The organism is Burkholderia sp. MR1-5-21, assembly GCF_053427715.1.
In genome coordinates, this window is record NZ_JBSAXD010000008.1 from 232,051 (window position 1) to 255,346 (window position 23,296).

Consider the following 23,296-nt stretch of genomic DNA (forward strand, 5'->3'; position numbering starts at 1 on the left):
ACCGCAGGTAGTCCGAAATGATTCCTTCCGCCGGATAGTGTTATTCTCCGGACGCTCAGAACTAACCGATAGAGGATTGCCTTGAACCTCGCAGCCTATTACCCCGTCTTGTTGTTCCTCCTCGTGGGCACTGGTTTAGGTATAGCGCTGGTCAGCATCGGCAAGCTTCTCGGTCCCAGCAGGCCCGACGTCGAAAAGAACGCGCCGTACGAATGCGGCTTCGAAGCCTTCGAAGACGCGCGGATGAAGTTCGACGTCCGGTACTACCTCGTCGCCATCCTGTTCATCATCTTCGATCTCGAAACCGCGTTCCTGTTCCCGTGGGGCGTCGCGCTGCGCGACATCGGCTGGCCCGGTTTCATCGCAATGATGATTTTTCTGCTCGAATTCCTGCTGGGCTTCGCCTACATCTGGAAGAAAGGCGGCCTCGACTGGGAGTGATGGGTTAATCGCCGGTTTGCATGGGCGGCCACGCTCGGTCGCCCGTCTGGAGTGGAAAGCAAATGAGTATCGAAGGGGTCTTGAAGGAAGGGTTTGTCACCACCACGGCTGACAAGCTGATCAACTGGACGCGTACGGGCTCTCTGTGGCCGATGACGTTCGGGCTCGCGTGTTGCGCCGTCGAGATGATGCATGCGGGCGCGGCCCGCTACGATCTGGACCGGTTCGGGGTCGTGTTCCGTCCGAGCCCGCGCCAGTCGGACGTGATGATCGTCGCCGGCACGCTGTGCAACAAGATGGCGCCGGCGCTGCGCCGCGTCTACGACCAGATGGCCGAGCCGCGCTGGGTGATCTCGATGGGGTCGTGCGCGAACGGCGGCGGCTACTACCACTACTCGTATTCGGTGGTTCGCGGCTGCGATCGCATCGTGCCCGTCGACGTCTACGTGCCGGGCTGTCCGCCGACGGCCGAGGCGCTGGTCTACGGCGTGATCCAGTTGCAGGCGAAGATCCGCCGCACCAATACCATCGCCCGTCAATAAAGCCCCCGAGCGTCCCCTCAATATGGCAAGCAAAATCGAGACCCTCAAGGCGAACCTCGAAGCCGCGCTCGGCGCGCGCGTGGTGAGCCTCACCGAAGCAGTCGGTGAACTGACGCTCGTCGTGAAGGCGAGCGATTACCTCGAAGTCGCAAAGACGCTGCGCGACGATCCGAAGCTCCGTTTCGAGCAGTTGATCGATCTGTGCGGCCTCGACTACCAGACGTACGGTGACGGCGCGTACGACGGCCCGCGTTTCGCGGCCGTGTCGCACCTGCTGTCGGTGACGAACAACTGGCGCCTGCGCGTGCGCGTGTTCGCGCCGGCCGACGAGCTGCCGATCGTGCCGTCGCTCGTCGACATCTGGACCTCCGCGAACTGGTACGAGCGCGAAGCGTTCGACCTGTACGGCATCGTCTTCGAAGGCCATCCGGACCTGCGCCGCCTCCTGACCGACTACGGCTTCATCGGCCACCCGTTCCGCAAGGACTTCCCGGTGTCCGGCTACGTCGAAATGCGCTACGACCCGGAAGAGAAGCGGGTCGTCTACCAGCCGGTCACGATCGAGCCACGCGAAATCACGCCGCGCGTGATCCGCGAGGATCGCTATGGCGGTCTGAAACATTAAGAGGGCGTCATGGCAGAGATCAAGAACTACACGCTCAACTTCGGCCCGCAGCACCCGGCAGCGCACGGCGTGCTGCGCCTCGTGCTCGAGCTCGACGGCGAAGTCATCCAGCGCGCCGATCCGCACATCGGCCTGCTGCACCGCGCGACCGAGAAGCTCGCGGAATCCAAGACCTTCATTCAATCCGTGCCGTACATGGACCGTCTCGACTACGTGTCGATGATGGTCAACGAGCACGGCTACGTGCTCGCGATCGAGAAGCTGCTCGGCGTCGACGTGCCGGAGCGCGCGCAGTACATCCGCGTGCTGTTCGACGAAATCACGCGCGTGCTGAACCACCTGATGTGGATCGGCGCGCACGCGCTCGACGTCGGCGCGATGGCGGTGTTCCTGTACGCGTTCCGCGAGCGCGAAGACCTGATGGACGTGTACGAAGCGGTATCCGGCGCCCGGATGCACGCGGCGTACTACCGTCCGGGCGGCGTCTACCGCGATCTGCCTGACGCAATGCCGCAATACAAGGCGTCCAAGATCCGCAACGAGAAGGCGCTCGCGAAGATGAACGAAGCGCGCCAGGGCTCGGTGCTCGACTTCATCGACGATTTCTTCACGCGCTTCCCGAAGTGCGTCGACGAATACGAAACGCTGCTGACCGACAACCGGATCTGGAAGCAGCGTCTCGTCGGGATCGGCGTCGTCAGCCCGGAACGTGCGCTGCAGATGGGCCTGACCGGCCCGATGCTGCGCGGCTCGGGCATCGCGTGGGACCTGCGCAAGAAGCAGCCGTACGAAGTGTACGACCGCCTCGACTTCGACATCCCGGTCGGCGTGAACGGCGACTGCTACGACCGCTACCTGGTGCGCGTCGAGGAAATGCGTCAATCGGTCCGCATCGCGAAACAATGTATTGAGTGGCTGCGCAAGAATCCGGGCCCGGTGATGACGGACAATCACAAGGTTGCGCCGCCGTCGCGCGTCGGCATGAAGACGAACATGGAGGACTTGATCCACCATTTCAAGCTCTTCACCGAAGGTTTTCACGTGCCGGAAGGCGAGGCGTATGCGGCCGTCGAACACCCGAAGGGCGAGTTCGGCATCTATCTCGTGTCGGACGGCGCGAACAAGCCGTACCGCCTGAAGATCCGCGCACCGGGCTTCGCGCATCTGGCGTCGCTCGACGAAATGGCGCGCGGCCACATGATCGCCGACGCCGTCACGATCATCGGTACGCAGGACATCGTGTTCGGCGAAATCGATCGCTAACGGTTGCGTCGCCCGCGAAGCGGGCGGCGAGCAGTAAGTCACACGCGAAGTCACATGCGGTACGCGCTGAACCGGCGCGGCTTCGCAAGCTGTCAACAGTGAGCGCCAGGTCTGCCGTCCACGCACTTCGTGCGGCAGGTTGTTCGTTCGGTAGGAATTGAAAGAGTCGTGTCTGAAAATGATCTCAGCTGAAGGCCTGAAGGAAATCGATCGAGCGTTGACGAAGTATCCCGCCGATCAGAAACAGTCCGCCGTGATGTCGGCGTTGGCCGTCGCTCAGGAAGAGCATGGCTGGCTGTCGCCCGAACTGATGCAGTTCGTCGCGGACTATCTCGGCATGCCGGCCGTTGCCGTGCAGGAAGTCGCGACGTTCTACACGATGTATGAGCTCAAGCCTGTCGGCAAGCACAAGATCACGCTCTGCACGAACCTGCCGTGCCAACTTGGCCCGCACGGCGGCGCAGAAGCGACCGCCGACTACCTGAAACAGAAGCTCGGCATCGACTTCGGCGAGACCACGCCGGACGGCAAGTTCACGCTGAAGGAAGGCGAATGCATGGGCGCGTGCGGCGATGCGCCGGTGCTGCTGGTGAACAATCACAAAATGTGCAGCTTCATGAGCCGCGAGAAGATCGACCAGCTGCTTGAGGAGCTCTCGAAATGACGTCCCTCCACGACCGTCACATCAAACCGCTGATCCTCGCTGGTCTGAACGGCGAGAACTGGCATCTCGAAGACTACGTTGCGCGCGGCGGCTACAAGCAGCTGCGCCGCATTCTCGAAGAAAAGATTCCGCCCGAGCAGGTGATCGCCGACGTCAAGGCGTCGGGTCTGCGCGGCCGCGGCGGCGCGGGCTTCCCGACCGGCCTGAAGTGGAGCTTCATGCCGCGTCAGTTCCCGGGGCAGAAGTACCTCGTCTGCAACTCGGACGAAGGCGAGCCGGGCACATTCAAGGATCGCGACATCCTGCGCTGGAACCCGCACGCGCTGATCGAAGGCATGGCCATCGGCGCGTACGCGATGGGCATCACCGTCGGCTACAACTACATCCACGGCGAGATCTTCGAAGTGTATCGACGCTTCGAGGCAGCGCTGGATGAAGCGCGCGCGGCCGGTTTCCTCGGCGACAACATCATGGGCTCGGAATTCTCGTTCCAGCTGCACGCGCACCACGGTTACGGCGCGTACATCTGCGGCGAGGAAACGGCACTGCTCGAGTCGCTCGAAGGCAAGAAGGGCCAGCCGCGCTTCAAGCCGCCGTTCCCGGCGAGCTTCGGCGTGTACGGCAAGCCGACCACGATCAACAACACCGAGACGTTCGCCGCGGTGCCGTTCCTGCTGACGGTCGGCCCGCAGACGTACGCCGAGATGGGCAAGCCGAACAACGGCGGCACGAAGATCTTCTCGGTGTCGGGCGACGTCGAGCGTCCGGGCAACTATGAAGTGCCGCTCGGCACGCCGTTCGCGACGCTGATGGAGCTCGCCGGCGGGATGCGCGGCGGCAAGAAGATCAAGGCCGTGATTCCGGGCGGTTCGTCCGCGCCGGTGATTCCGGGCGACATCATGATGCAGACCGACATGGACTACGACTCGATCGCGAAGGCGGGCTCGATGCTCGGTTCCGGCGCGGTGATCGTGATGGACGAGACGCGCTGCATGGTGCGCTCGCTGCTGCGCCTGTCGTACTTCTACTACGAGGAATCGTGCGGCCAGTGCACGCCGTGCCGCGAAGGCACCGGCTGGCTGTATCGCGTCGTGAATCGCATCGAGCACGGCGAAGGCCGCCAGGAAGATCTGGACCTGCTGAATTCGGTTGCCGAGAACATCATGGGCCGCACGATCTGCGCGCTCGGCGATGCGGCGGCGATGCCGGTGCGCGGGATGCTCAAGCACTACTGGGACGAATTCGCGTACCACGTCGAGCACAAGCACTGCATGGTCGGCGGCCACGAACACGCGGCGGCGGCCTGACGCGAAACCCGGTTGCAGAAATTGAGCGCGCGGTCGAGCGAATGCGCGAACGAGCGGAAATAGGTTAAGGACCATTCACCATCATGGTTGAACTTGAAATAGACGGCAAGAAGGTCGAGGTGCCCGAAGGCAGCATGGTGATCCAGGCTGCGCACAAGGCGGACACGTACATTCCTCACTTCTGCTATCACAAGAAGCTGTCGGTTGCGGCCAACTGCCGGATGTGTCTCGTCGAAGTCGAGAAGATGCCGAAGGCCGTGCCTGCCTGCGCGACGCCCGTGTCGGCCGGCATGATCGTCCACACCCAGTCCGACAAGGCGGTGAAGGGGCAGCAGGCGGTGATGGAATTCCTCCTCATCAACCACCCGCTCGACTGCCCGATCTGCGACCAGGGCGGCGAATGCCAGCTGCAGGATCTCGCGGTCGGCTACGGCAAGTCGTCGTCGCGCTACTCGGAAGAGAAGCGCGTGGTGTTCCACAAGAACGTGGGCCCGCTGATCTCGATGGAAGAAATGTCGCGCTGCATCCACTGCACGCGCTGCGTCCGCTTCGGCCAGGAAATCGCCGGCGTGATGGAGTTCGGCATGCTGGGTCGCGGCGAGCACTCGGAAATCACGACGTTCGTCGGCAAGACGGTCGACTCCGAAATGTCGGGCAACATGATCGACCTGTGCCCGGTCGGCGCGCTGACCAGCAAGCCGTTCCGCTACAGCGCCCGGACGTGGGAACTGTCGCGCCGCAAGTCGGTGAGCCCGCACGATTCCGTCGGCGCGAACCTCGTGGTGCAGGTGAAGAACAACCGCGTGATGCGCGTGCTGCCGTTCGAGAACGAAGCGATCAACGAATGCTGGATCTCGGACAAGGACCGCTTCTCGTACGAAGGCCTCAACAGCGAAGAGCGCCTGACGAAGCCGATGCTGAAGCAGGGCGGCCAGTGGATCGAGACCGACTGGCAGACCGCGCTCGAATACGTCGCGAAGGGCCTGAAGGGCATCAGCGCGGATCACGGCGCGAACGCGCTGGCGATGCTCGCGAGCGCGCACAGCACCGCTGAAGAGCTGTTCCTCGTGAAGCAGCTCGCGCAAGAACTGAAGACGCCGAACGTCGACTTCCGCCTGCGCCAGCTCGATTTCTCGGCGCCGGTCCAGGGCGCGCCGTGGCTCGGCATGCCGATCGCCGACCTGTCGACCGTGAACGCCGCGTTCGTCATCGGCTCGTTCCTGCGCCGCGATCATCCGCTGTTCGCTGCGCGCCTGCGTCAGGCTGCGAAGGGCGGCGGAAAGCTCCACTTCCTGCACGCGACTGGCGACAATGCGCTGATCCCGACCGCGCAACGCATCGTTGCCGCACCGTCGGCATGGCTCGACGAGCTGGCCGGCGTGGCCGCGGCGGTTGCGCAGCTGCGCGGCGTCGCGCTGCCGGACGCGCTCGCGGGCGTGACCGCAACGCCGGCCGCGCAAGCGGTTGCGCAGTCGCTCGCGAACGGCGAACGCCGCGCGGTGCTGCTCGGCAACGCCGCCGTCCGTCATCCGCAATTCGCGCAGCTCCACGCGATCGCGCAGTGGATCGCCGACAACACCGGTGCGACGTTCGGCTTCCTGACCGAAGCGGCGAACACCGTCGGCGCGCACGTCGTGGGCGCGCTGCCGGGCGAAGGCGGCCTGAACGCGCGCGAAGCGTTCGCGCAGCCGCGCAAGGGCTATGTGCTGCTCAACGTCGAGCCCGAATTCGACACCGTCGATCCGGCGCAAGCGCTCGCCGCGCTGAACCAGGCCGAAATGGTCGTCGTGATGTCGCCGTTCAAGCACGGCCTCGACTACGCGGACGTCCTGCTGCCGGTCGCGCCGTTCACCGAGACGGCCGGCACGTTCGTCAACGCGGAAGGCACCGTGCAGAGCTTCAACGGCGTCGTGCGCCCGCTCGGCGATACGCGTCCGGCATGGAAGGTGCTGCGCGTGCTCGGCAGCCTGCTCGGCCTGCCGAACTTCGAATATGAAACCGCGGACGAAGTGCGCATCGCGGCGCTCGGCGAACCGGGTGCTGCGAACCTTGCGGGCCGCCTGTCGAACAAGACGGCCGTCGCTCCGTCGCGCGCTGCGGCGCAAGCGGCGAACGGCGGCTTCGAGCGCCTCGCCGACGTGCCGATCTATCACGCCGACGCGCTGGTGCGCCGTGCGGGTGCACTGCACCTGACGACAGCCGCGAAGGTGGCCAACGCCGCGGGCCTGCCCGCTGCGCTGTTCGACAAGCTGGGGCTGAAGAATGGCGACGCGGTGCGCGTGCGCCAGGGCGATCGTACGGTGCAGTTGCCGGCCGTGCGTGACGAGAATCTTGCGGAGACGGTCGTTCGCGTGTCGGCGGCCACGCCTGCCGGCGCAGCGCTCGGCAGCCTGTCCGGTGAACTGGTGGTGGAGAAGGCGTAAATGAGCTTGTTCGATACGATCAACTCGGGCGGAGCCCAGCTTCTCGGCTTCGCATGGCCGACGGTGTGGGCGCTCGTGCGCATCCTCGTCGTCGCCGTCGTGATCCTGCTGTGCGTTGCGTACCTGATTCTGTGGGAACGCAAGCTGATCGGCTGGATGCACGTGCGTCTCGGTCCGAACCGCGTCGGCCCCGGCGGCCTGCTGCAGCCGATCGCCGACGTGCTGAAGCTGCTGCTGAAGGAAGTGATCCAGCCGACCGCGGCGAGCCGCTGGCTGTACCTGGTCGCGCCGGTCATGACCGTGGTGCCGGCGTTCGCGGTGTGGGCGGTGATTCCGTTCCAGGCCCAGGCCGTGCTCGCGAACATCAACGCGGGCCTGCTGTACGCGATGGCGATCTCGTCGATCGGCGTGTATGCGGTGATCCTCGCCGGCTGGGCGTCGAACTCGAAGTACGCGTTCCTCGGCGCGATGCGCGCTGCCGCGCAGATGGTCTCGTACGAAATCTCGATGGGCTTCGCACTGGTGCTCGTGCTGATGACGGCCGGCAGCCTGAACATGTCGGAAATCGTCAACTCGCAGCAGCACGGCTTCTTCGCGGGCCACGGCGTCAACTTCCTGTCGTGGAACTGGCTGCCGCTGCTGCCGGCGTTCGTCGTCTACTTCATCTCGGGCATCGCCGAAACGAACCGCCACCCGTTCGACGTGGTGGAAGGGGAGTCGGAGATCGTCGCGGGTCACATGATCGATTACTCGGGCATGGCGTTCGCGCTGTTCTTCCTCGCCGAGTACATCAACATGATCGTGATCTCGGCGCTGGCGGCGACGCTGTTTCTCGGCGGCTGGGATGCACCGTTCGAATTCCTGTCGTTCATTCCGGGCATCTTCTGGCTGGTGCTGAAGGTATTCGCGCTGCTGTCGGTGTTCATCTGGGTTCGTGCGACGTTCCCGCGTTACCGTTACGACCAGATCATGCGCCTGGGCTGGAAGGTGTTCCTGCCCGTCACCGTGATCTGGGTGGTCGTGGTCGGCTTCTGGATGATGTCGCCGCTCAACATCTGGGTGAAGTAAAGATCGGACGAAATCATGACGGCTATCCAACACTTCTTTAAGACCTTCTTCCTGACCGAACTGCTGAAGGGGCTCGCGATAACGGGGCGTTACACGTTCAAGCGCAAGTTCACCGTGCAGTTCCCGGAAGAGAAAACGCCGATTTCGCCGCGTTTCCGCGGGCTGCACGCGCTGCGCCGCTACGAAAACGGCGAAGAACGCTGCATCGCGTGCAAGCTCTGCGAAGCCGTGTGCCCGGCGATGGCGATCACGATCGAATCGGAAACGCGCGCGGACAACACGCGCCGCACGACGCGCTACGACATCGACCTGACGAAGTGCATCTTCTGCGGTTTCTGCGAGGAAAGCTGCCCGGTCGATTCGATCGTCGAGACGCAGATTCTCGAGTACCACGGCGAGAAGCGCGGCGACCTGTACTTCACGAAGGAAATGCTGCTCGCGGTGGGCGATCGCTACGAGAAGGACATCGCAGCGGCGAAGGCTGCCGACGCGCCGTATCGTTGATTGTGTATGCAGTGCCGGCCCGACATGCGCGGGCCGAGCCGCCGCGACGGGTGCGGCACGCGACCTGCGTTTTGCAAGCCGCGCCTGACTATGGCCTAACGATGAACCGGTAATCATGGAATTCACGACCGTACTGTTCTACATCTTCGCGCTGCTCCTGGTGGTATCAGGGCTGAAGGTGATCACTTCGCGCAACCCGGTGGCGTCTGCGCTTTTCCTTGTGCTGGCGTTCTTCAACGCCGCTGCGATCTGGATGCTGCTGGAAGCGGAGTTCCTCGCGATCCTGCTGGTGCTGGTCTACGTGGGCGCCGTGATGGTGCTGTTCCTGTTCGTCGTGATGATGCTGGACATCAACATCGACTTCCTGCGGCGCGACTTCAAGCGATTCGTGCCGATGGCGACCGTCGTCGGCGCGATCATCGTCGTCGAGACCGCACTGATCCTGTGGCGCGGCTACGGCGCGACGGAAGCGCCGGTCCATGCGATGGCGTCGGGCCCGTTCGCCGACTGGTCGAACACCCGCCTGATCGGCAAGATCATCTACACCGACTACATCTTCGCGTTCGAAATCGCCGGCCTCGTGCTGCTCGTCGCGATCATTGCCGCGGTCGCGCTGACCGAGCGCAAGGGCAAGGACAGCAAGCGCCAGCGCGTGTCGGACCAGGTCAAGGTGCGTCGCAACGATCGCGTGCGCCTCGTGAAGATGGAAGCCGACAAGCCGCAGCCTGAAACGGCCCAGAGCGAAACCGGCACGAGCGCCAACAGCTAAGCGGAGGAAAGAAAACCATGTTGACTCTTGCGCATTACCTCGTGCTCGGTGCGATCCTGTTCGCGATCGCCATCGTCGGGATCTTCCTGAACCGCCGCAACATCATCATCATCCTGATGGCGATCGAATTGATGCTGCTCGCGGTGAATACCAACTTCGTCGCGTTCTCGCACTACCTCGGCGATGTGCACGGCCAGATCTTCGTGTTCTTCGTGCTGACGGTCGCCGCAGCGGAAGCCGCGATCGGCCTCGCGATTCTGGTGACCCTGTTCCGTAAGCTCGACACGATCAATGTCGAGGATCTCGATCAGCTCAAAGGTTAATTTCAGGCTACGCTGTTATGTCAACGACACTCAATGAAAACCTGCTGCTGGCGGTTCCGCTCGCTCCGCTGGCCGGCTCGCTGATTGCGGGGCTGTTCGGGAACGCAGTCGGGCGCAAGGGCGCACACCGGATCACGATCCTCGGCGTATTGATCGCGTTCCTCCTGTCGGCGAAAGTCCTCCTCGACGTGATGGGCGGCGCGAGCTTCAACGCGACCGTCTACGAGTGGATGAACGTCGGTTCGCTGAAGCTCGAAATCGGCTTCCTCGTCGATTCGCTGACCGCGATGATGATGGCCGTCGTGACCTTCGTCTCGCTGATGGTGCACATCTACACGATCGGCTACATGTCGGAAGAAGACGGCTACCAGCGCTTCTTCTCGTACATCTCGCTGTTCACGTTCTCGATGCTGATGCTCGTGATGAGCAACAACTTCCTGCAGCTGTTCTTCGGCTGGGAAGCGGTGGGTCTGGTGTCGTACCTGCTGATCGGCTTCTACTTCACGCGTGAGAGCGCGATCTACGCGAACATGAAGGCGTTCCTCGTGAACCGTGTCGGCGACTTCGGCTTCCTGCTCGGGATCGGCCTGCTGCTCGCGTTCGCGGGTTCGATGAACTACGGCGAAGTGTTCGCGAAGCGCGCGGAACTCGCGAGCCTGCACTTCCCGGGCACCGACTGGGGCCTGCTGACCGTCGCCTGCATCTGCCTGTTCATCGGCGCGATGGGCAAGTCGGCGCAATTCCCGCTGCACGTGTGGCTGCCTGACTCGATGGAAGGCCCGACCCCGATCTCGGCGCTGATTCACGCGGCGACGATGGTCACGGCCGGCATCTTCATGGTCACGCGCATGTCGCCGCTGTTCGAGCTGTCGGACACCGCGCTGTCGTTCATCACGGTGATCGGCGCGATCACGGCGCTGTTCATGGGCTTCCTCGGGATCGTCCAGAACGACATCAAGCGCGTCGTCGCCTACTCGACGCTGTCGCAGCTCGGCTACATGACGGTCGCGCTCGGCGTGTCCGCATATCCGGTCGCCGTGTTCCACCTGATGACGCACGCGTTCTTCAAGGCGCTGCTGTTCCTCGGCGCGGGTTCGGTGATCATCGGCATGCACCATGATCAGGACATGCGCAACATGGGCGGCCTGCGCAAGTACATGCCGATCACGTGGATCACGTCGCTGATCGGTTCGCTCGCGCTGATCGGAACGCCGTTCTTCTCGGGCTTCTACTCGAAGGATTCGATCATCGACGCGGTGAAGCTGTCGCACCTGCCGGGTTCGGGCTTCGCGTACTTCGCGGTCGTCGCGAGCGTGTTCGTCACGGCGCTGTACTCGTTCCGCATGTACTTCATGGTGTTCCACGGCGAAGAGCGCTTCCGCGGGCCGAAGCATCCGGAATCGCCGATGGGCGCAGCGGCCGCGCACGGCCACGACGATCACGGCCATGGCCACGGTCACGACGACCACGCGCACGAGCCGCACGAAACCCCGTGGGTCGTGTGGGTGCCGCTGGTGCTGCTCGCGATCCCGTCGGTGATCATCGGTGCATTCGCGGTCGGTCCGATGCTGTTCGGCGACTTCTTCCAGCATGGCGTGGCGTTCGACAAGGTGATCTTCATCGGCGAAAACCACCCGGCGCTCGAGGAAATGGGCCATGAATTCACCAGCTGGTGGTCGATGGGCCTGCACTCCGTGTCGGGCCTGCCGTTGTACTTCGCGCTTGCGGGCGTGATCGTCGCCTGGTTCCTGTACCTGAAGCGTCCTGAGCTGCCTGCTGCGATCCGCCGCGCATTCGGCCCGATCTACACGCTGCTCGACAACAAGTACTACATGGACAAGATCAACGAGGTGGTGTTTGCCAAGGGCTCGGTCGCGATCGGCCGCGGCCTGTGGAAAGAGGGCGATGTCGTGGTGATTGACGGCCTCGTCAACGGCAGCGCCCGGTTCATCGGCTGGTTCGCCGGCGTGATCCGCTTCCTCCAATCCGGTTACATCTATCACTACGCGTTCGCCATGATCATCGGCATGCTGGGGCTCCTGACCCTGTTTGTGACGCTCGGCGGCAAATAAGGCGGAGGAGACAACAACAATGCAAGCTTTTCCGATTCTGAGTACCGCAATCTGGCTGCCGATCGTTTTCGGCCTCCTCGTGCTTGCGGTGGGTAACGATAGAAATCCGGGGCCGGCCCGCTGGGTCGCGCTGATCGGGTCGCTGCTCGGCCTCGCCGTGACGATTCCGCTCGTCACCGGCTTCGATTCGAGCACGGCCGCGATGCAGTTCGTCGAGCAGTCGACGTGGATCGAGCGCTTCAACATCACGTATCACCTCGGCGTCGACGGCATCTCGATGTGGTTCGTCGTGCTGACCGCGCTGATCACCGTGATCGTCGTGATCGCGGGCTGGGAAGTGATCACCGAGCACGTGGCGCAGTACCTGGCCGCATTCCTGATCCTGTCCGGGATCATGGTCGGCGTGTTCACGGCGACCGACGGCCTGCTGTTCTACGTGTTCTTCGAGGCGACGCTGATCCCGATGTACATCATCATCGGGGTGTGGGGCGGCCCGAACCGCGTGTATGCGGCGTTCAAGTTCTTCCTGTACACGCTGTCAGGCTCGCTGCTGATGCTGGTCGCGCTGATCTACCTGTACACGGAAACGCATTCGTTCGACCTCGCGACGTGGCAGAATGCGAAGATCGCGATGACGCCGCAGATCCTGCTGTTCATTGCGTTCTTCCTTGCGTTCGCGGTGAAGGTGCCGATGTGGCCGGTGCATACGTGGTTGCCGGACGCGCACGTGGAAGCGCCGACGGGCGGCTCGGTCGTGCTGGCGGCGATCATGCTGAAGCTCGGCGCATACGGTTTCCTGCGCTTCTCGCTGCCGATCACGCCTGACGCCAGCCACTTTCTCGCGCCCGTCGTGATCACGCTGTCGCTGATCGCGGTGATCTACATTGGCCTCGTCGCGATGGTGCAGTCCGACATGAAGAAGCTGGTCGCGTATTCGTCGATCGCGCACATGGGCTTCGTCACGCTCGGCTTCTTCATCTTCAACCAACTCGGCGTCGAAGGCGCGATCGTCCAGATGATCTCGCACGGCTTCGTGTCGGGCGCGATGTTCCTCTGCATCGGCGTGCTGTACGACCGCGTGCACTCGCGCCAGATCGCCGACTACGGCGGCGTCGTGAACGTGATGCCGAAGTTCGCGGCATTCGCGATGCTGTTTGCGATGGCCAACTGCGGCCTGCCGGGTACCTCGGGTTTCGTCGGCGAGTTCATGGTGATCCTCGCTGCGGTCCAGTACAACTTCTGGATCGCGTTCGGCGCGGCGTTCACGCTGATCCTCGGCGCGGCCTACACGCTGTGGATGTACAAGCGCGTGTACTTCGGCGCAGTCGCGAACGACCACGTCGCGAAGCTCGACGACATCAACCGCCGCGAGTTCGTGTTTCTGGCCGTGCTCGCCGCGTTCACGCTGCTGATGGGCCTGTATCCGAAGCCCTTCACCGACGTGATGCACGTTTCCGTGGAAAACCTCCTCTCCCATGTCGCGCAGTCGAAACTGCCGCTGGCCCAGTAATCGCGAGCGGAGGAAATCAAGATCATGAACGCTCCTATGAATGTCCTGTTGCCTGACGCGGTGGTGATGGCCGCCATCGTCGTCGCATGGCTGAACGACACCTTTACCGGTGCATCTGGCCGCCGCCTGACCTATCTGATCGCGGTGGTGTCGTCGGTCATTGCCGGCGTCTGGTTCGCGGTGCAGGCACTCGACCCGCAGCAGTATTACTTCTTCTCGAAGATGGTCGTCGTCGACTCGTTCGCGAGCATGATGAAGGCCGTCGTGTCGTTCGGCTTCGCGGTATCGCTCGTCTACTCGCGCAAGTACCTCGAAGACCGCGACCTGTTCCGCGGCGACGTGTTCCTGCTTGGGATGTTCTCGCTGCTCGGCCAGCTGGTGATGGTGTCGGGCAACAACTTCCTGACGCTGTATCTCGGTCTCGAACTGATGTCGCTGTCGCTGTACGCGATCATCGCGCTGCGCCAGGATGCCGCGCAGTCGAGCGAAGCCGCGATGAAGTACTACGTGCTGGGCGCGCTCGCGTCGGGCTTCGTGCTGTACGGCATCTCGATGCTCTACGGCGCGACCGGCTCGCTCGAACTGGGCGAGGTCTACAAGGCCGTCGAGGGCAATACCGACCCGGCCGTGCTGATGTTCGGCGTGATCTTCATCGTTGCCGGTATCGCGTTCAAGCTCGGCGCCGTGCCGTTCCACATGTGGGTGCCGGACGTCTACCAAGGCGCACCGACCGCGATGACGCTGTTCGTCGGCGGCGGCCCGAAGGTCGCGGCTTTCGGCTGGGGGCTGCGCTTCCTGGTGATCGGCCTGTTGCCGCTCGCGCAGAACTGGCAGACGGCGCTCGTGATCCTCGCCGCGCTGTCGCTGATCGTCGGCAACATCACGGGTATCGTCCAGCGCAACATCAAGCGGATGCTCGCGTACTCGGCGATCTCGAACATGGGCTTCGTGCTGCTCGGCCTGCTCGCAGGCATCGTGAAGGGCGACGCGACGGCACCGGCGAGCGCATACAGCTCGGCGATGTTTTACGCAATCGTCTACCTGATCACGACGCTCGGCGCGTTCGGTGTGATCATGCTGCTGGCCCGCCGCGATTTCGAAGCGGAAACGATCGACGACTTCAAGGGCCTGAACAAGCGCAGCCCGGTGTTCGCGTTCGTGATGATGGTGATGATGTTCTCGCTCGCCGGCATCCCGCCGACCGTCGGCTTCTACGCGAAGCTCGCGGTGCTCGAGGCGACCGTCAACGCGGGCCTCACGTGGCTTGCCGTGCTGGCCGTGATCACGTCGCTGTTCGGCGCGTTCTACTACCTGCGCATCGTCAAGCTGATGTACTTCGACGCACCGCAGGACACGACCCCGATCACCGGCGATTTCTGCAAGCGCACGATCCTGATGCTGAACGGCGTCGCGGTCGTCGTGCTCGGCCTGATCCCGAGCCCGCTGCTGACGGCCTGCCTGCAGGCAATTCGTCACACGCTGACGCTGTAATGTCGGCAGCCGGCTGGTTTATCGTGCTGTTGGCGCTCGCGGGCGCCAACCTGCCGTTCCTGAACCAGCGCCTCTTCGCCGTCGTGCCGCTGCGCGCGGCGAAGAAGAGCGCGTGGGTGCGGATCGGCGAACTGATCGTCCTGTACTTCGTTGTCGGCGTCCTCGGCTTCTGGCTCGAGTCGCGCGCCGGCAACCGCTTCGAACAAGGCTGGCAGTTTTACGCGATCACGTTCAGTCTCTTCGTCGTGTTCGCGTTTCCCGGCTTCACGTTCCAGTATCTCGTCAAACGACGCTGACGGCACGGGGCCCGCTTCCCTGGCCGTCGCGCTCAAACCTTGGAGCCGCCGATGGCCGAATTGCCCAATCACGACGCCGCACTGACCGAAACATGCCTCGAAAGCGAGGCCATCTACGACGGCGCATTCCTCAAGCTCAAGCGTGACACCGTGCGCCTGCCCGACGGCAAGCACGCGACGCGCGAATACGTGAAGCACCCGGGCGCGGTGATGGTGATCCCGCTGTTCGACGACGGCCGCGTGCTGATGGAAAGCCAGTACCGCTATCCGATCGGCAAGGTGATGGCCGAATTCCCGGCCGGCAAGCTCGACCCGAACGAAGGGGCGCTCGCGTGCGCGGTGCGCGAACTGCGCGAGGAAACCGGCTATACCGCGCGCGAATACGTGTTCCTCACGCGCATTCATCCGATCATTTCCTACTCGACCGAGTTCATCGACCTGTATCTCGCGCGCGGCCTGACGGCCGGCGAGCGCAAGCTCGACGACGGCGAATTCCTCGAGACCTTCACCGCGACGCTGCCCGACGTGCTCGAATGGGTGCGGACCGGCCAGATCACCGACGTGAAGACGATCATCGGGACGATGTGGCTCGAGAAAGCGCTGTCCGGCACGTGGCCGCTCGGCCCGGTGCTGACGCCCTGAGGGCGGTGTCAGCGGCGGCGCAAGCGCCGCGTTACAATTCGATGACACGGCGCCGCGGCGTCGTCTGATTCCGATTTAGCACGACCGTTCACAAAATCGTTTTTTGCGATACACTCGTCACAGCCCTGATTCAGCATGAAGGTCCTCGATTTACAGTGCCCGCACGGTCATCGGTTCGAAGGCTGGTTCGCTTCCGCCGATGAATTCGAAGCGCAGTTGGCCCGCAAGCTGGTCGAATGTCCGGTATGCGGGGCGACCGAGGTCAGCCGCATGCCGTCCGCGCCGCGCCTGAACCTGTCGGGTGCGACGCAGGCGCAGCCGGCCGATCCGCGGGCGTTGCAGGCGCAGGTGATGCGCGTGCTGCGCGAGGTACTGGAGAAGACCGAGAACGTGGGCGAGCGCTTCGCCGAGGAAGCGCGGCGCATTCACTACAACGAAGCGCCGGCGCGCAGCATCCGGGGTGTCACGACGCCGGAGGATGCGCAAGCCTTGGTCGAAGAAGGCATCGACGTGATGCCGCTGCCGATTCCTGCCGCGCTGAAAGAACCGCTGCAATAACCTGCGCAGCGTGTCCTTGCCGGGCCGGTCGGCCGCGGCGAGGAGACACTTCGCATGGATCTGGATTATTCCCCCGCCGACGACGCATTCCGCGCCGACATTCGCGCTTGGCTCGAGGCTAACCTGCCTCACGCGCTGCGCGCCAAGGTTCTCGATCACAAACGACTGAATCGCGACGACTACGCGAGCTGGCACCGGATTCTTGGCCAGCGCGGGTGGTCCGCGCCAGCATGGCCGGTCGAATATGGCGGCCCGGGCTGGAACGCGACGCAGCGGCACATCTGGGACGAGGAGTGCGCACGCATCGGCGCGCCGACCGTGCTGCCGTTCGGCGTGTCGATGGTCGCGCCGGTGCTGATGAAGTACGGCAACGACGCGCAGAAGCGCCGCTACCTGCCGCGCATTCTCGACGGGTCGGACTGGTGGTGCCAGGGCTACTCGGAGCCGGGCTCCGGCTCGGATCTCGCGTCGCTGCGCACGCGGGCCGAGCGCCACGGCGATCACTACGTCGTCAACGGACAGAAGACCTGGACGACGCTCGGCCAGTACGCCGACATGATGTTCTGCCTCGTGCGCACCGATCCCGCCGCGAAGAAGCAGGAAGGCATCTCGTTCCTGCTGATCGACATGAAGGCGCCCGGCATCACCGTGCGGCCGATCATCACGCTCGACGAGGATCACGAAGTCAACGAGGTGTTCTTCGAGGACGTCAAGGTGCCGGTCGAGAACCTCGTCGGCGACGAGAACCGCGGCTGGACCTACGCGAAATATCTGCTTGGCCACGAGCGCACGGGGATCGCCCGCGTCGGCGCGTCGAAGCGCGAGCTCGCCTTCCTGAAGCGCGTGGCGTTGAACCAGCGCAAAAACGGCAAGCCGCTGCTCGCCGATCCGGTGTTCGCCGCGAAGGTCGCGGCGCTCGAGGTCGAGCTGATGGCGCTCGAGGTGACGGTGCTGCGCGTCGTCAGCCGCGAGACGAGCGGCAAGGGGCCGGGCCCGGAAGCATCGATGCTGAAGATCAAGGGCACCGAGGTGCAGCAGGCGCTCACCGAGCTGATGTTCGAGGCGATCGGCCCGCTCGCGGCGCCGTTCGACGTGCCGTTCCTCGAAGGCGAGCGGCAGCGCAGCGTGGCCGGCGACGATGACGCAGCGCCGCTCGCCGCGTACTACTTCAACTACCGCAAGACATCGATCTACGGTGGCTCGAACGAAATTCAGAAGAACATCATTGCGCAGATGATTCTCGGACTGTGAGCGTGGCATCGGATCGGAGCAGGCGCTGATGCGCGTACCCGGATCGACCGCGAAGCATGGGACCAGAGTAAGCGCTAAAGCGCCAACTCTGATCGACAGGAGACGACGATGGATTTCAGCTTTACCGATGAGCAGCAGCAATTCGCCGACGCACTGCGTCGCTATCTCGGCGAGCAGTACGGCTTCGAGGCGCGCCAGGCGATCGTGCGCAGCGACGCCGGTGTGTCGGACACGCAGTGGCACGCATTCGCGGAGCTCGGCCTGACGGCGCTGCCGGTGCCGGACGCGCTGGGCGGTTTCGGCGGGACCGCGATCGACATGCTGGTCGCAATGCAGGAACTCGGCCGCGCGCTCGTCGTCGAGCCGTACTGGGCGACGGCGGTCGGCATCGAAGCCTTGCGCGTCGCCGGGTCCGGAGCCGGTGACGATGCCGCGCTGCTGGAGCGTGTCGCGCAAGGTCATGCGCGACTCGCGGTCGCATTCCACGAACCGCATTCGCGCTACGACCTGTTCTCGCTCGATACCCATGCGCGGGGGCAGGGCGGCGCATATCGCGTGACCGGCACGAAGTCGATCGTGCAGCACGGTGCGCAGGCCGACGCGTGGATCGTGCCCGCACGGCTCGACGACGGCGCTGTGGGCCTGCTGGTCGTCGAGCGCGGCGCGGCAGGCACGGACGTCGTCGACTACCGGACGATCGACGGGCAGCGCGCAGCGACGATCCGCTTCGACGACACGCCTGCGCGCTTGCTGACGGGCGGCGCTCGCGACGCTGCGGCGCTCGAGCAGATCGCCGACTACGCGACCGTGCTGGTGTGCGCGGAAGCAGTCGGCGCGCTCGACGAGCTGAATCGCGCGACGGTCGAATACACGAAGACGCGCGAGCAGTTCGGCGTGCCGATCGCGCGTTTCCAGGCGCTGCAGCACCGGATGGTCGACATGCTGATTCACGCGGAGCAGGCGCGTTCGCTGACCTATCTGGCCGCGGTGCGCTATGCAGGCGCTGATGCGGATGCGCGACGCAAGGCCGTGTCGGCCGCGAAGGCGCGCGTCGGGCAGGCCGCGCGCTTCGTCGGTCAGCAGGCGGTCCAGCTGCACGGCGGGATGGGCGTGACGAACGAAGTCGCCGCCGCGCATCTGTTCAAGCGGCTGGCCATCATCGAGACGACGCTCGGCGACACCGACCATCATCTCGCGCGGTTCGCGGCATTGCCCGAATTCATGCAGGCCGACGCCGCATGACGGCGACGTGCGTGCGCGTCACACAAGGAGACACAACGTGGGCATCAGTTACGAAGATCTGGTAGTGGGCAGCACCACCGAAATCGGCCGCTATACGTTCGAGGCGGACGACATCAAGACGTTCGCCGAGCGCTACGACCCGCAGCCGTTCCATCTCGACGAGGCGGCCGGGGCGGCGTCGCCGTTCGGCGGGCTCGTCGCGAGCGGCTGGCATACCTGTTCGGTGTTCATGGGCATGCTGGTGCGCAACCTGCTGCCGGGCTCGACGAGCATGGGGTCGCCCGGCATCGACGAAATCCGCTGGCTCAAGCCCGTGCGCGTCGGCGACACGATCACGATGTACCAGAAGATCCACGACAAGCGCCTGTCCGCGAGCAAGCCCGATCGCGGCATCGTGTCGACCGAGTGGGTCGGCGTCAACGGCAGCGGCGAGACGGTGATCACCGTGCGTTCGAAAGTGATCTTCGGCCTGCGCGATCCGGCGGGAGGGGCCGCATGACGGAGGCAACGCTGCCGCTGATTGCATCGGCACAGGCGCTCGCGGAGCGCGTCGGGGATGCGCCGTTCGCAAGCGGCTGGATCGATGTCGATCAACGCCGCGTCGACGGGTTCGCCGACGCGACGGGCGATCATCAGTGGATCCATGTCGATCCCGAGCGCGCGCGGCGCGAATCGCCGTTCGGCGGTCCGATCGCGCACGGTTTCCTGACGCTGTCGCTGATTCCCGCGCTGATGGTCGGCGCGATGCGTTTCGAGCAGAAGATGGGCGTGAACTACGGCCTGAATCGCGTGCGCTTCCTGAAGCCGGTGCCGGTCGGTGCGCGCGTGCGCGCGCTGTTTGCGGTCAAGGAAACCGCCGATGCGGGGCAGGGCGGCGTGCAGGTGACGTGGGGCGTCACGATGCAGGTCGAACGTCCTGACGCGCCGCTAGTCGTGTGCGCGGCGGAATTCATCACGCTGCACTACTTCTGATGCTGTTGCTGGATCGCGCAGGGGGCGGCACGCGACGTGCTGCCCCATGCGCGACAGGTGCAATATGCGGCGGCGCGCCGCTCAGTGCTTCGCGTACTGCGTCGCGCCGAACAGCACCTCGCGCGCCTTGTCGTCCTGCAGCGGCTGACGCAGCGACGCGAGCACCTCGACACCGCGCTGCACGGCGGGACGCGCGGCAATGGCTTCGTGCCAGCGCTTCACGTTCGGCAATTCGTCGAGCACGATTCCCTGGTTCTGCCACGAACGCGTCCACGGGAACGTTGCGATGTCCGCGATCGTATATTCGTCGCCCGCGAGATACGCCGTTTCGCCGAGCCGCTTGTCCATCACGTTGTAGAGACGCTTCGCTTCGTTCGTGTAGCGGTTGACCGCGTAGTCGATCTTCTCGGGCGCGTACAGGCGGAAGTGATGCGCCTGCCCGAGCATCGGGCCGATGCCGCCCATCTGAAACATCAGCCATTGCAGCGTCTCGTAGCGCGCGGCCGGATCCGTCGGCAGGAAGCGGCCGGTCTTCTCCGCGAGATAGATCAGGATCGCGCCCGACTCGAACAGTGCGATCGGCTTGCCGCCGGGGCCGTCCGGGTCGACGATCGCCGGGATCTTGTTGTTCGGGCTGATCTTCAGGAATTCAGGCGTGAACTGGTCGCCCTTGCCGATATCGATCGGGTGCACGCGATAGTCGAGGCCGGTTTCCTCGAGCAGGATATGCACCTTGTGGCCGTTCGGGGTCGCCCAGCTATAGACGTCGATCATCGTCAGCTCCATGGTTGCGTCCGCGCAAGCGGCGCCGCACGGGCGCCGCGACAGGCGGTCATTAGAGCATGGATCGGCGCGCGCTGCAGACGCCCGCGCCGCGCGCTACCCCGTATAGCGCGCGAGCTCCAGCTTCGCGATCGCGATGCGGTGCACTTCGTCGGGGCCGTCGGCGAAACGCAGCGTGCGCGCCGATGCGTACGCATACGCGAGCGGAAAGTCGTCGCTGACGCCGCCGTGCGCCTGGATCGCCCAGTCGATCACCTGGCACGCCATGTTCGGCGCGACGACCTTGATCATCGCGATCTCGCCGCGCGCGGCCTTGTTGCCGACAGTGTCCATCATGTAGGCCGTCTTCAATGTAAGCAGGCGCGCCTGCTCGATCAGGCAGCGCGCTTCGGCGATCCGCTCCTGCGTGACCGTGCGGTCGGCGATCGGCTTGCCGAATGCGACGCGCTTCAACGCACGCTTGCACATCAGCTCGAGCGCGCGCTCGGCGAGCCCGATGAGCCGCATGCAGTGATGGATGCGGCCGGGCCCGAGGCGGCCCTGCGCGATCTCGAAGCCGCGCCCCTCGCCGAGCAGAATGTTCGATGCCGGCACGCGCACGTTCTTCAGCGTGATTTCCATGTGGCCGTGCGGCGCATCGTCGTAGCCGAACACGGAGAGCGGCCGGTGCACGGTGACGCCGGGCGCGTCGGACGGCACGAGGATCATCGACTGCTGAGCGTGGCGCGGCGCCGCCGGATCGGTCTTGCCCATCACGACGTACAGCTTGCAGCGTGGGTCGCCCGCGCCCGACGACCACCACTTGTGACCGTTGATCACGTAGTCGTCGCCGTCGCGTTCGATGCGCGTGCGGATGTTCGTCGCATCCGACGACGCGACTTCGGGTTCCGTCATCAGGAACGCCGAGCGGATCCGCCCGTCGAGCAGCGGTTCGAGCCACGTGCGCTTGTGCTCGTCGCTGCCGTAGCGCTCGAGCGTCTCCATGTTGCCGGTGTCCGGCGCGTTGCAGTTGAACACTTCGGGCGCCCACGGCACGCGTCCCATGATTTCGCACAGCGGCGCGTATTCGACGTTGGTCAGGCCGGCGCCGTGCGCCGAATCGGGCAGGAACAGGTTCCACAGGCCTGCGTGGCGGGCGTCGGCCTTCAGCGTCTCGATCAGCTCGACAGCACGCCATGCGTTGCCGTCGCGGCGATTGCGGGCGATCTCCTCGTAGAACGCCGGTTCGTTCGGATAGATGTGCGTATCAAAGAACGCAAGCAGCTTCTCGCGTAACGCCTGGACTTTCGGGGAATAGTCGAAGTTCATCGTCGGCCTCGCTGTCGGAAAACGTCGGGGAGTGGGGCGGTGCGCGCGTCAGCGCACCTTCTGCGCGTACTGCCACGCCAGTTCCGCCATCGGCCGTGCGCGCCGGCCGGCGTCCAGCGCCTGTGCGCTCGACGCGGTGCCGTCGACGACCCGTTTCATGATCCCCTGCAGGATCGCCGCGATGCGGAACATGTTGTAGGCGAGGTAGAAATTCCAGTCGGCCTGGATCGACAGGCCGGTGCGTTCGCAGTAGCGCGCGACGTACTGCGCTTCGTCCGGGATGCCGAGCGCGCGCCAGTCGAGTCCGGCGATTCCGCGGAACTGCTGCGGATCGACGTGCCACGTCATGCAGTGGTACGCGAAATCGGCGAGCGGATCGCCGAGCGTCGACAGTTCCCAGTCGAGCACCGCGAGCACGCGCGGCTCGTCGGGGTGGAAGATCAGGTTGTCGAGGCGATAGTCGCCGTGCACGATGGACGCGGTCGGCTTGGACGCGGTCGGCTTGGACGCGGTCGGCTTGGACGCGGCGCGGCCGTCGTCCTCCGTGTCGGGCGGCATGTGCTGCGGGAGCCAGTCGATCAGGCGGTGCATCGCGTCGATCGGCTCGGTCTCCGACGCGAGATACTGCTTGCTCCAGCGGCCGATCTGCCGCGCGAAATAGTTGCCGGGCTTGCCGTAGTCCGCGAGCCCGACCGCCGCCGGATCGATCGAATGCAGCGCGGCGATCACGCGGTTCATTTCGTCGAAATGCGCGGCCCGCGCGTCGGGCGACATGCCCGGCAGCGACGGATCCCACAGCACGCGCCCGTCGACGAACGCCATCACGTAGAACGCGCGGCCGATCACGCTTTCGTCCTCGCACAGAGCGTGCATCTGAGCGACCGGCACGTCGGTGCCGGCCAGCGCGGCCATCACGCGGAACTCGCGTTCGATCGCGTGCGCGGACGGCAGCAGCTTCGCGGCGGGCGCGGGCTTCGCGCGCATCACGTAGCTGCGCGACGGCGTGACGAGCTTGAAGGTCGGGTTCGACTGGCCGCCCTTGAACTGCTCGACGGTCAGCGGACCCGCGAAGCCGTCGACGTGCGCGGCGAGCCAGCGCGACAGCGCAGCGGTGTCGAAGCGCTGCCGCTCGCCGACGGGCGCGGTGCCTTCGAATGCGGTGTAGTCGGTGCCCCGCGGCGCGGAATCGTTCGGATGTGGCATCGTGTCTCCTGTCGACCAGAGTTAGCGCTTTAGCGCTTA

At 64.6% G+C, this 23,296-nt stretch carries 24 protein-coding genes; 21 read left to right on the top strand and 3 right to left on the bottom strand.

The annotated features are described in order from the left end of the window. Positions 1 to 81: 81 nt before the first annotated feature. The 21 genes from ACV229_RS14010 (at position 82) to ACV229_RS14110 (ending at position 19,963) form a co-directional block, all read left to right on the top strand. Positions 82 to 441 (top strand): NADH-quinone oxidoreductase subunit A, encoded by a 360-nt coding sequence (locus tag ACV229_RS14010; protein WP_124602529.1) that lies wholly within the window; start codon positions 82 to 84, stop codon positions 439 to 441. Between the two features lie 62 nt (positions 442 to 503). Continuing rightward, on the top strand, positions 504 to 983 hold the full coding sequence (locus tag ACV229_RS14015; protein ID WP_006398799.1) for a NuoB/complex I 20 kDa subunit family protein: 480 nt from the start codon (positions 504 to 506) through the stop codon (positions 981 to 983). A gap of 22 nt (positions 984 to 1,005) precedes the next feature. Then, positions 1,006 to 1,608: an NADH-quinone oxidoreductase subunit C gene (locus ACV229_RS14020; protein WP_448083712.1), complete on the top strand. Its 603-nt coding sequence runs from the start codon at positions 1,006 to 1,008 to the stop codon at positions 1,606 to 1,608. A gap of 9 nt (positions 1,609 to 1,617) precedes the next feature. Next, a complete protein-coding gene (locus ACV229_RS14025) occupies positions 1,618 to 2,871 on the top strand; it encodes an NADH-quinone oxidoreductase subunit D (RefSeq protein ID WP_448083713.1) in 1,254 nt (417 codons plus the stop codon). Positions 2,872 to 3,049: 178 nt separating this feature from the next. Further along, complete coding sequence (gene nuoE, locus ACV229_RS14030) at positions 3,050 to 3,535, top strand: NADH-quinone oxidoreductase subunit NuoE (protein WP_059537343.1); 486 nt, start codon at positions 3,050 to 3,052, stop codon at positions 3,533 to 3,535. Then, a complete protein-coding gene (gene nuoF, locus ACV229_RS14035; RefSeq protein WP_448083714.1) occupies positions 3,532 to 4,842 on the top strand; it encodes an NADH-quinone oxidoreductase subunit NuoF in 1,311 nt (436 codons plus the stop codon). The genes nuoE and nuoF overlap by 4 nt, the downstream gene beginning before the upstream one ends. Positions 4,843 to 4,925: 83 nt before the next feature. Beyond that, positions 4,926 to 7,265 (top strand): NADH-quinone oxidoreductase subunit NuoG, encoded by a 2,340-nt coding sequence (gene nuoG, locus ACV229_RS14040; protein WP_448083715.1) that lies wholly within the window; start codon positions 4,926 to 4,928, stop codon positions 7,263 to 7,265. Beyond that, entirely contained in the window at positions 7,266 to 8,333 is a 1,068-nt protein-coding gene (nuoH, locus tag ACV229_RS14045; protein WP_448083716.1) for an NADH-quinone oxidoreductase subunit NuoH, read from the top strand. It begins immediately after the preceding gene. A gap of 15 nt (positions 8,334 to 8,348) precedes the next feature. Continuing rightward, a complete protein-coding gene (gene nuoI / locus ACV229_RS14050; RefSeq protein ID WP_321788816.1) occupies positions 8,349 to 8,837 on the top strand; it encodes an NADH-quinone oxidoreductase subunit NuoI in 489 nt (162 codons plus the stop codon). 115 nt (positions 8,838 to 8,952) lie between these two features. Continuing rightward, positions 8,953 to 9,606 (top strand): NADH-quinone oxidoreductase subunit J, encoded by a 654-nt coding sequence (locus ACV229_RS14055; RefSeq protein ID WP_448083717.1) that lies wholly within the window; start codon positions 8,953 to 8,955, stop codon positions 9,604 to 9,606. Between the two features lie 17 nt (positions 9,607 to 9,623). Continuing rightward, positions 9,624 to 9,929 (top strand): NADH-quinone oxidoreductase subunit NuoK, encoded by a 306-nt coding sequence (gene nuoK, locus ACV229_RS14060; RefSeq protein ID WP_004185739.1) that lies wholly within the window; start codon positions 9,624 to 9,626, stop codon positions 9,927 to 9,929. A 17-nt stretch (positions 9,930 to 9,946) separates the two neighbouring features. Then, on the top strand, positions 9,947 to 12,001 hold the full coding sequence (gene nuoL, locus ACV229_RS14065) for an NADH-quinone oxidoreductase subunit L (RefSeq protein ID WP_448083718.1): 2,055 nt from the start codon (positions 9,947 to 9,949) through the stop codon (positions 11,999 to 12,001). Between the two features lie 19 nt (positions 12,002 to 12,020). Beyond that, positions 12,021 to 13,511: an NADH-quinone oxidoreductase subunit M gene (locus tag ACV229_RS14070; RefSeq protein WP_448083719.1), complete on the top strand. Its 1,491-nt coding sequence runs from the start codon at positions 12,021 to 12,023 to the stop codon at positions 13,509 to 13,511. Positions 13,512 to 13,547: 36 nt separating this feature from the next. Continuing rightward, the gene (nuoN, locus tag ACV229_RS14075; RefSeq protein ID WP_448083748.1) at positions 13,548 to 15,002 is read left to right on the top strand and encodes an NADH-quinone oxidoreductase subunit NuoN; all 1,455 of its coding nucleotides are present in this window, start codon (positions 13,548 to 13,550) and stop codon (positions 15,000 to 15,002) included. Further along, complete coding sequence (locus ACV229_RS14080; RefSeq protein WP_448083720.1) at positions 15,002 to 15,298, top strand: DUF2818 family protein; 297 nt, start codon at positions 15,002 to 15,004, stop codon at positions 15,296 to 15,298. The genes nuoN and ACV229_RS14080 overlap by 1 nt, the downstream gene beginning before the upstream one ends. Positions 15,299 to 15,349: 51 nt before the next feature. Then, the gene (locus ACV229_RS14085) at positions 15,350 to 15,940 is read left to right on the top strand and encodes an NUDIX domain-containing protein (RefSeq protein WP_448083721.1); all 591 of its coding nucleotides are present in this window, start codon (positions 15,350 to 15,352) and stop codon (positions 15,938 to 15,940) included. Positions 15,941 to 16,075: 135 nt separating this feature from the next. Next, entirely contained in the window at positions 16,076 to 16,498 is a 423-nt protein-coding gene (locus ACV229_RS14090; RefSeq protein WP_448083722.1) for a DUF1178 family protein, read from the top strand. Between the two features lie 54 nt (positions 16,499 to 16,552). Continuing rightward, a complete protein-coding gene (locus tag ACV229_RS14095) occupies positions 16,553 to 17,749 on the top strand; it encodes an acyl-CoA dehydrogenase family protein (RefSeq protein ID WP_448083723.1) in 1,197 nt (398 codons plus the stop codon). A gap of 108 nt (positions 17,750 to 17,857) precedes the next feature. Continuing rightward, positions 17,858 to 18,991 (top strand): acyl-CoA dehydrogenase family protein, encoded by a 1,134-nt coding sequence (locus tag ACV229_RS14100; RefSeq protein WP_448083724.1) that lies wholly within the window; start codon positions 17,858 to 17,860, stop codon positions 18,989 to 18,991. 37 nt (positions 18,992 to 19,028) lie between these two features. Next, complete coding sequence (locus ACV229_RS14105; protein ID WP_448083725.1) at positions 19,029 to 19,490, top strand: MaoC family dehydratase; 462 nt, start codon at positions 19,029 to 19,031, stop codon at positions 19,488 to 19,490. Next, positions 19,487 to 19,963, top strand: a complete 477-nt coding sequence (locus tag ACV229_RS14110; RefSeq protein WP_448083726.1) for a MaoC family dehydratase — start codon at positions 19,487 to 19,489, stop codon at positions 19,961 to 19,963. The genes ACV229_RS14105 and ACV229_RS14110 overlap by 4 nt, the downstream gene beginning before the upstream one ends. 81 nt (positions 19,964 to 20,044) lie before the next feature. On the opposite strand, the gene ACV229_RS14115 is transcribed toward ACV229_RS14110, so the two are convergent. The 3 genes from ACV229_RS14115 to ACV229_RS14125 form a co-directional block, all read right to left on the bottom strand. Continuing rightward, positions 20,045 to 20,737: a glutathione binding-like protein gene (locus ACV229_RS14115; RefSeq protein ID WP_448083749.1), complete on the bottom strand. Its 693-nt coding sequence runs from the start codon at positions 20,735 to 20,737 to the stop codon at positions 20,045 to 20,047. A 105-nt stretch (positions 20,738 to 20,842) separates the two neighbouring features. After that, positions 20,843 to 22,054 (bottom strand): acyl-CoA dehydrogenase family protein, encoded by a 1,212-nt coding sequence (locus ACV229_RS14120; RefSeq protein ID WP_448083727.1) that lies wholly within the window; start codon positions 22,052 to 22,054, stop codon positions 20,843 to 20,845. Between the two features lie 48 nt (positions 22,055 to 22,102). Beyond that, on the bottom strand, positions 22,103 to 23,257 hold the full coding sequence (locus ACV229_RS14125) for a phosphotransferase (protein WP_448083728.1): 1,155 nt from the start codon (positions 23,255 to 23,257) through the stop codon (positions 22,103 to 22,105). Positions 23,258 to 23,296: the final 39 nt, after the last annotated feature.

Excerpts from the sequence above, each read along its gene's own strand:
- nuoN (WP_448083748.1), top strand. The coding sequence starts at position 13,548 with ATGAATGTCCTGTTGCCTGACGCGGTGGTGATGGCCGCCATCGTCGTC.
- ACV229_RS14100 (WP_448083724.1), top strand. The coding sequence starts at position 17,858 with ATGGATTTCAGCTTTACCGATGAGCAGCAGCAATTCGCCGACGCACTG.
- ACV229_RS14095 (WP_448083723.1), top strand. The coding sequence starts at position 16,553 with ATGGATCTGGATTATTCCCCCGCCGACGACGCATTCCGCGCCGACATT.
- ACV229_RS14015 (WP_006398799.1), top strand. The coding sequence starts at position 504 with ATGAGTATCGAAGGGGTCTTGAAGGAAGGGTTTGTCACCACCACGGCT.
- ACV229_RS14125 (WP_448083728.1), bottom strand. The coding sequence starts at position 23,257 with ATGCCACATCCGAACGATTCCGCGCCGCGGGGCACCGACTACACCGCA.
- ACV229_RS14080 (WP_448083720.1), top strand. The coding sequence starts at position 15,002 with ATGTCGGCAGCCGGCTGGTTTATCGTGCTGTTGGCGCTCGCGGGCGCC.
- nuoG (WP_448083715.1), top strand. The coding sequence starts at position 4,926 with ATGGTTGAACTTGAAATAGACGGCAAGAAGGTCGAGGTGCCCGAAGGC.
- ACV229_RS14120 (WP_448083727.1), bottom strand. The coding sequence starts at position 22,054 with ATGAACTTCGACTATTCCCCGAAAGTCCAGGCGTTACGCGAGAAGCTG.
- nuoL (WP_448083718.1), top strand. The coding sequence starts at position 9,947 with ATGTCAACGACACTCAATGAAAACCTGCTGCTGGCGGTTCCGCTCGCT.
- nuoF (WP_448083714.1), top strand. The coding sequence starts at position 3,532 with ATGACGTCCCTCCACGACCGTCACATCAAACCGCTGATCCTCGCTGGT.
- nuoI (WP_321788816.1), top strand. The coding sequence starts at position 8,349 with ATGACGGCTATCCAACACTTCTTTAAGACCTTCTTCCTGACCGAACTG.
- ACV229_RS14025 (WP_448083713.1), top strand. The coding sequence starts at position 1,618 with ATGGCAGAGATCAAGAACTACACGCTCAACTTCGGCCCGCAGCACCCG.
- ACV229_RS14090 (WP_448083722.1), top strand. The coding sequence starts at position 16,076 with ATGAAGGTCCTCGATTTACAGTGCCCGCACGGTCATCGGTTCGAAGGC.
- ACV229_RS14115 (WP_448083749.1), bottom strand. The coding sequence starts at position 20,737 with ATGATCGACGTCTATAGCTGGGCGACCCCGAACGGCCACAAGGTGCAT.
- ACV229_RS14020 (WP_448083712.1), top strand. The coding sequence starts at position 1,006 with ATGGCAAGCAAAATCGAGACCCTCAAGGCGAACCTCGAAGCCGCGCTC.
- ACV229_RS14070 (WP_448083719.1), top strand. The coding sequence starts at position 12,021 with ATGCAAGCTTTTCCGATTCTGAGTACCGCAATCTGGCTGCCGATCGTT.
- nuoE (WP_059537343.1), top strand. The coding sequence starts at position 3,050 with ATGATCTCAGCTGAAGGCCTGAAGGAAATCGATCGAGCGTTGACGAAG.
- ACV229_RS14055 (WP_448083717.1), top strand. The coding sequence starts at position 8,953 with ATGGAATTCACGACCGTACTGTTCTACATCTTCGCGCTGCTCCTGGTG.
- nuoH (WP_448083716.1), top strand. The coding sequence starts at position 7,266 with ATGAGCTTGTTCGATACGATCAACTCGGGCGGAGCCCAGCTTCTCGGC.
- ACV229_RS14110 (WP_448083726.1), top strand. The coding sequence starts at position 19,487 with ATGACGGAGGCAACGCTGCCGCTGATTGCATCGGCACAGGCGCTCGCG.
- nuoK (WP_004185739.1), top strand. The coding sequence starts at position 9,624 with ATGTTGACTCTTGCGCATTACCTCGTGCTCGGTGCGATCCTGTTCGCG.
- ACV229_RS14085 (WP_448083721.1), top strand. The coding sequence starts at position 15,350 with ATGGCCGAATTGCCCAATCACGACGCCGCACTGACCGAAACATGCCTC.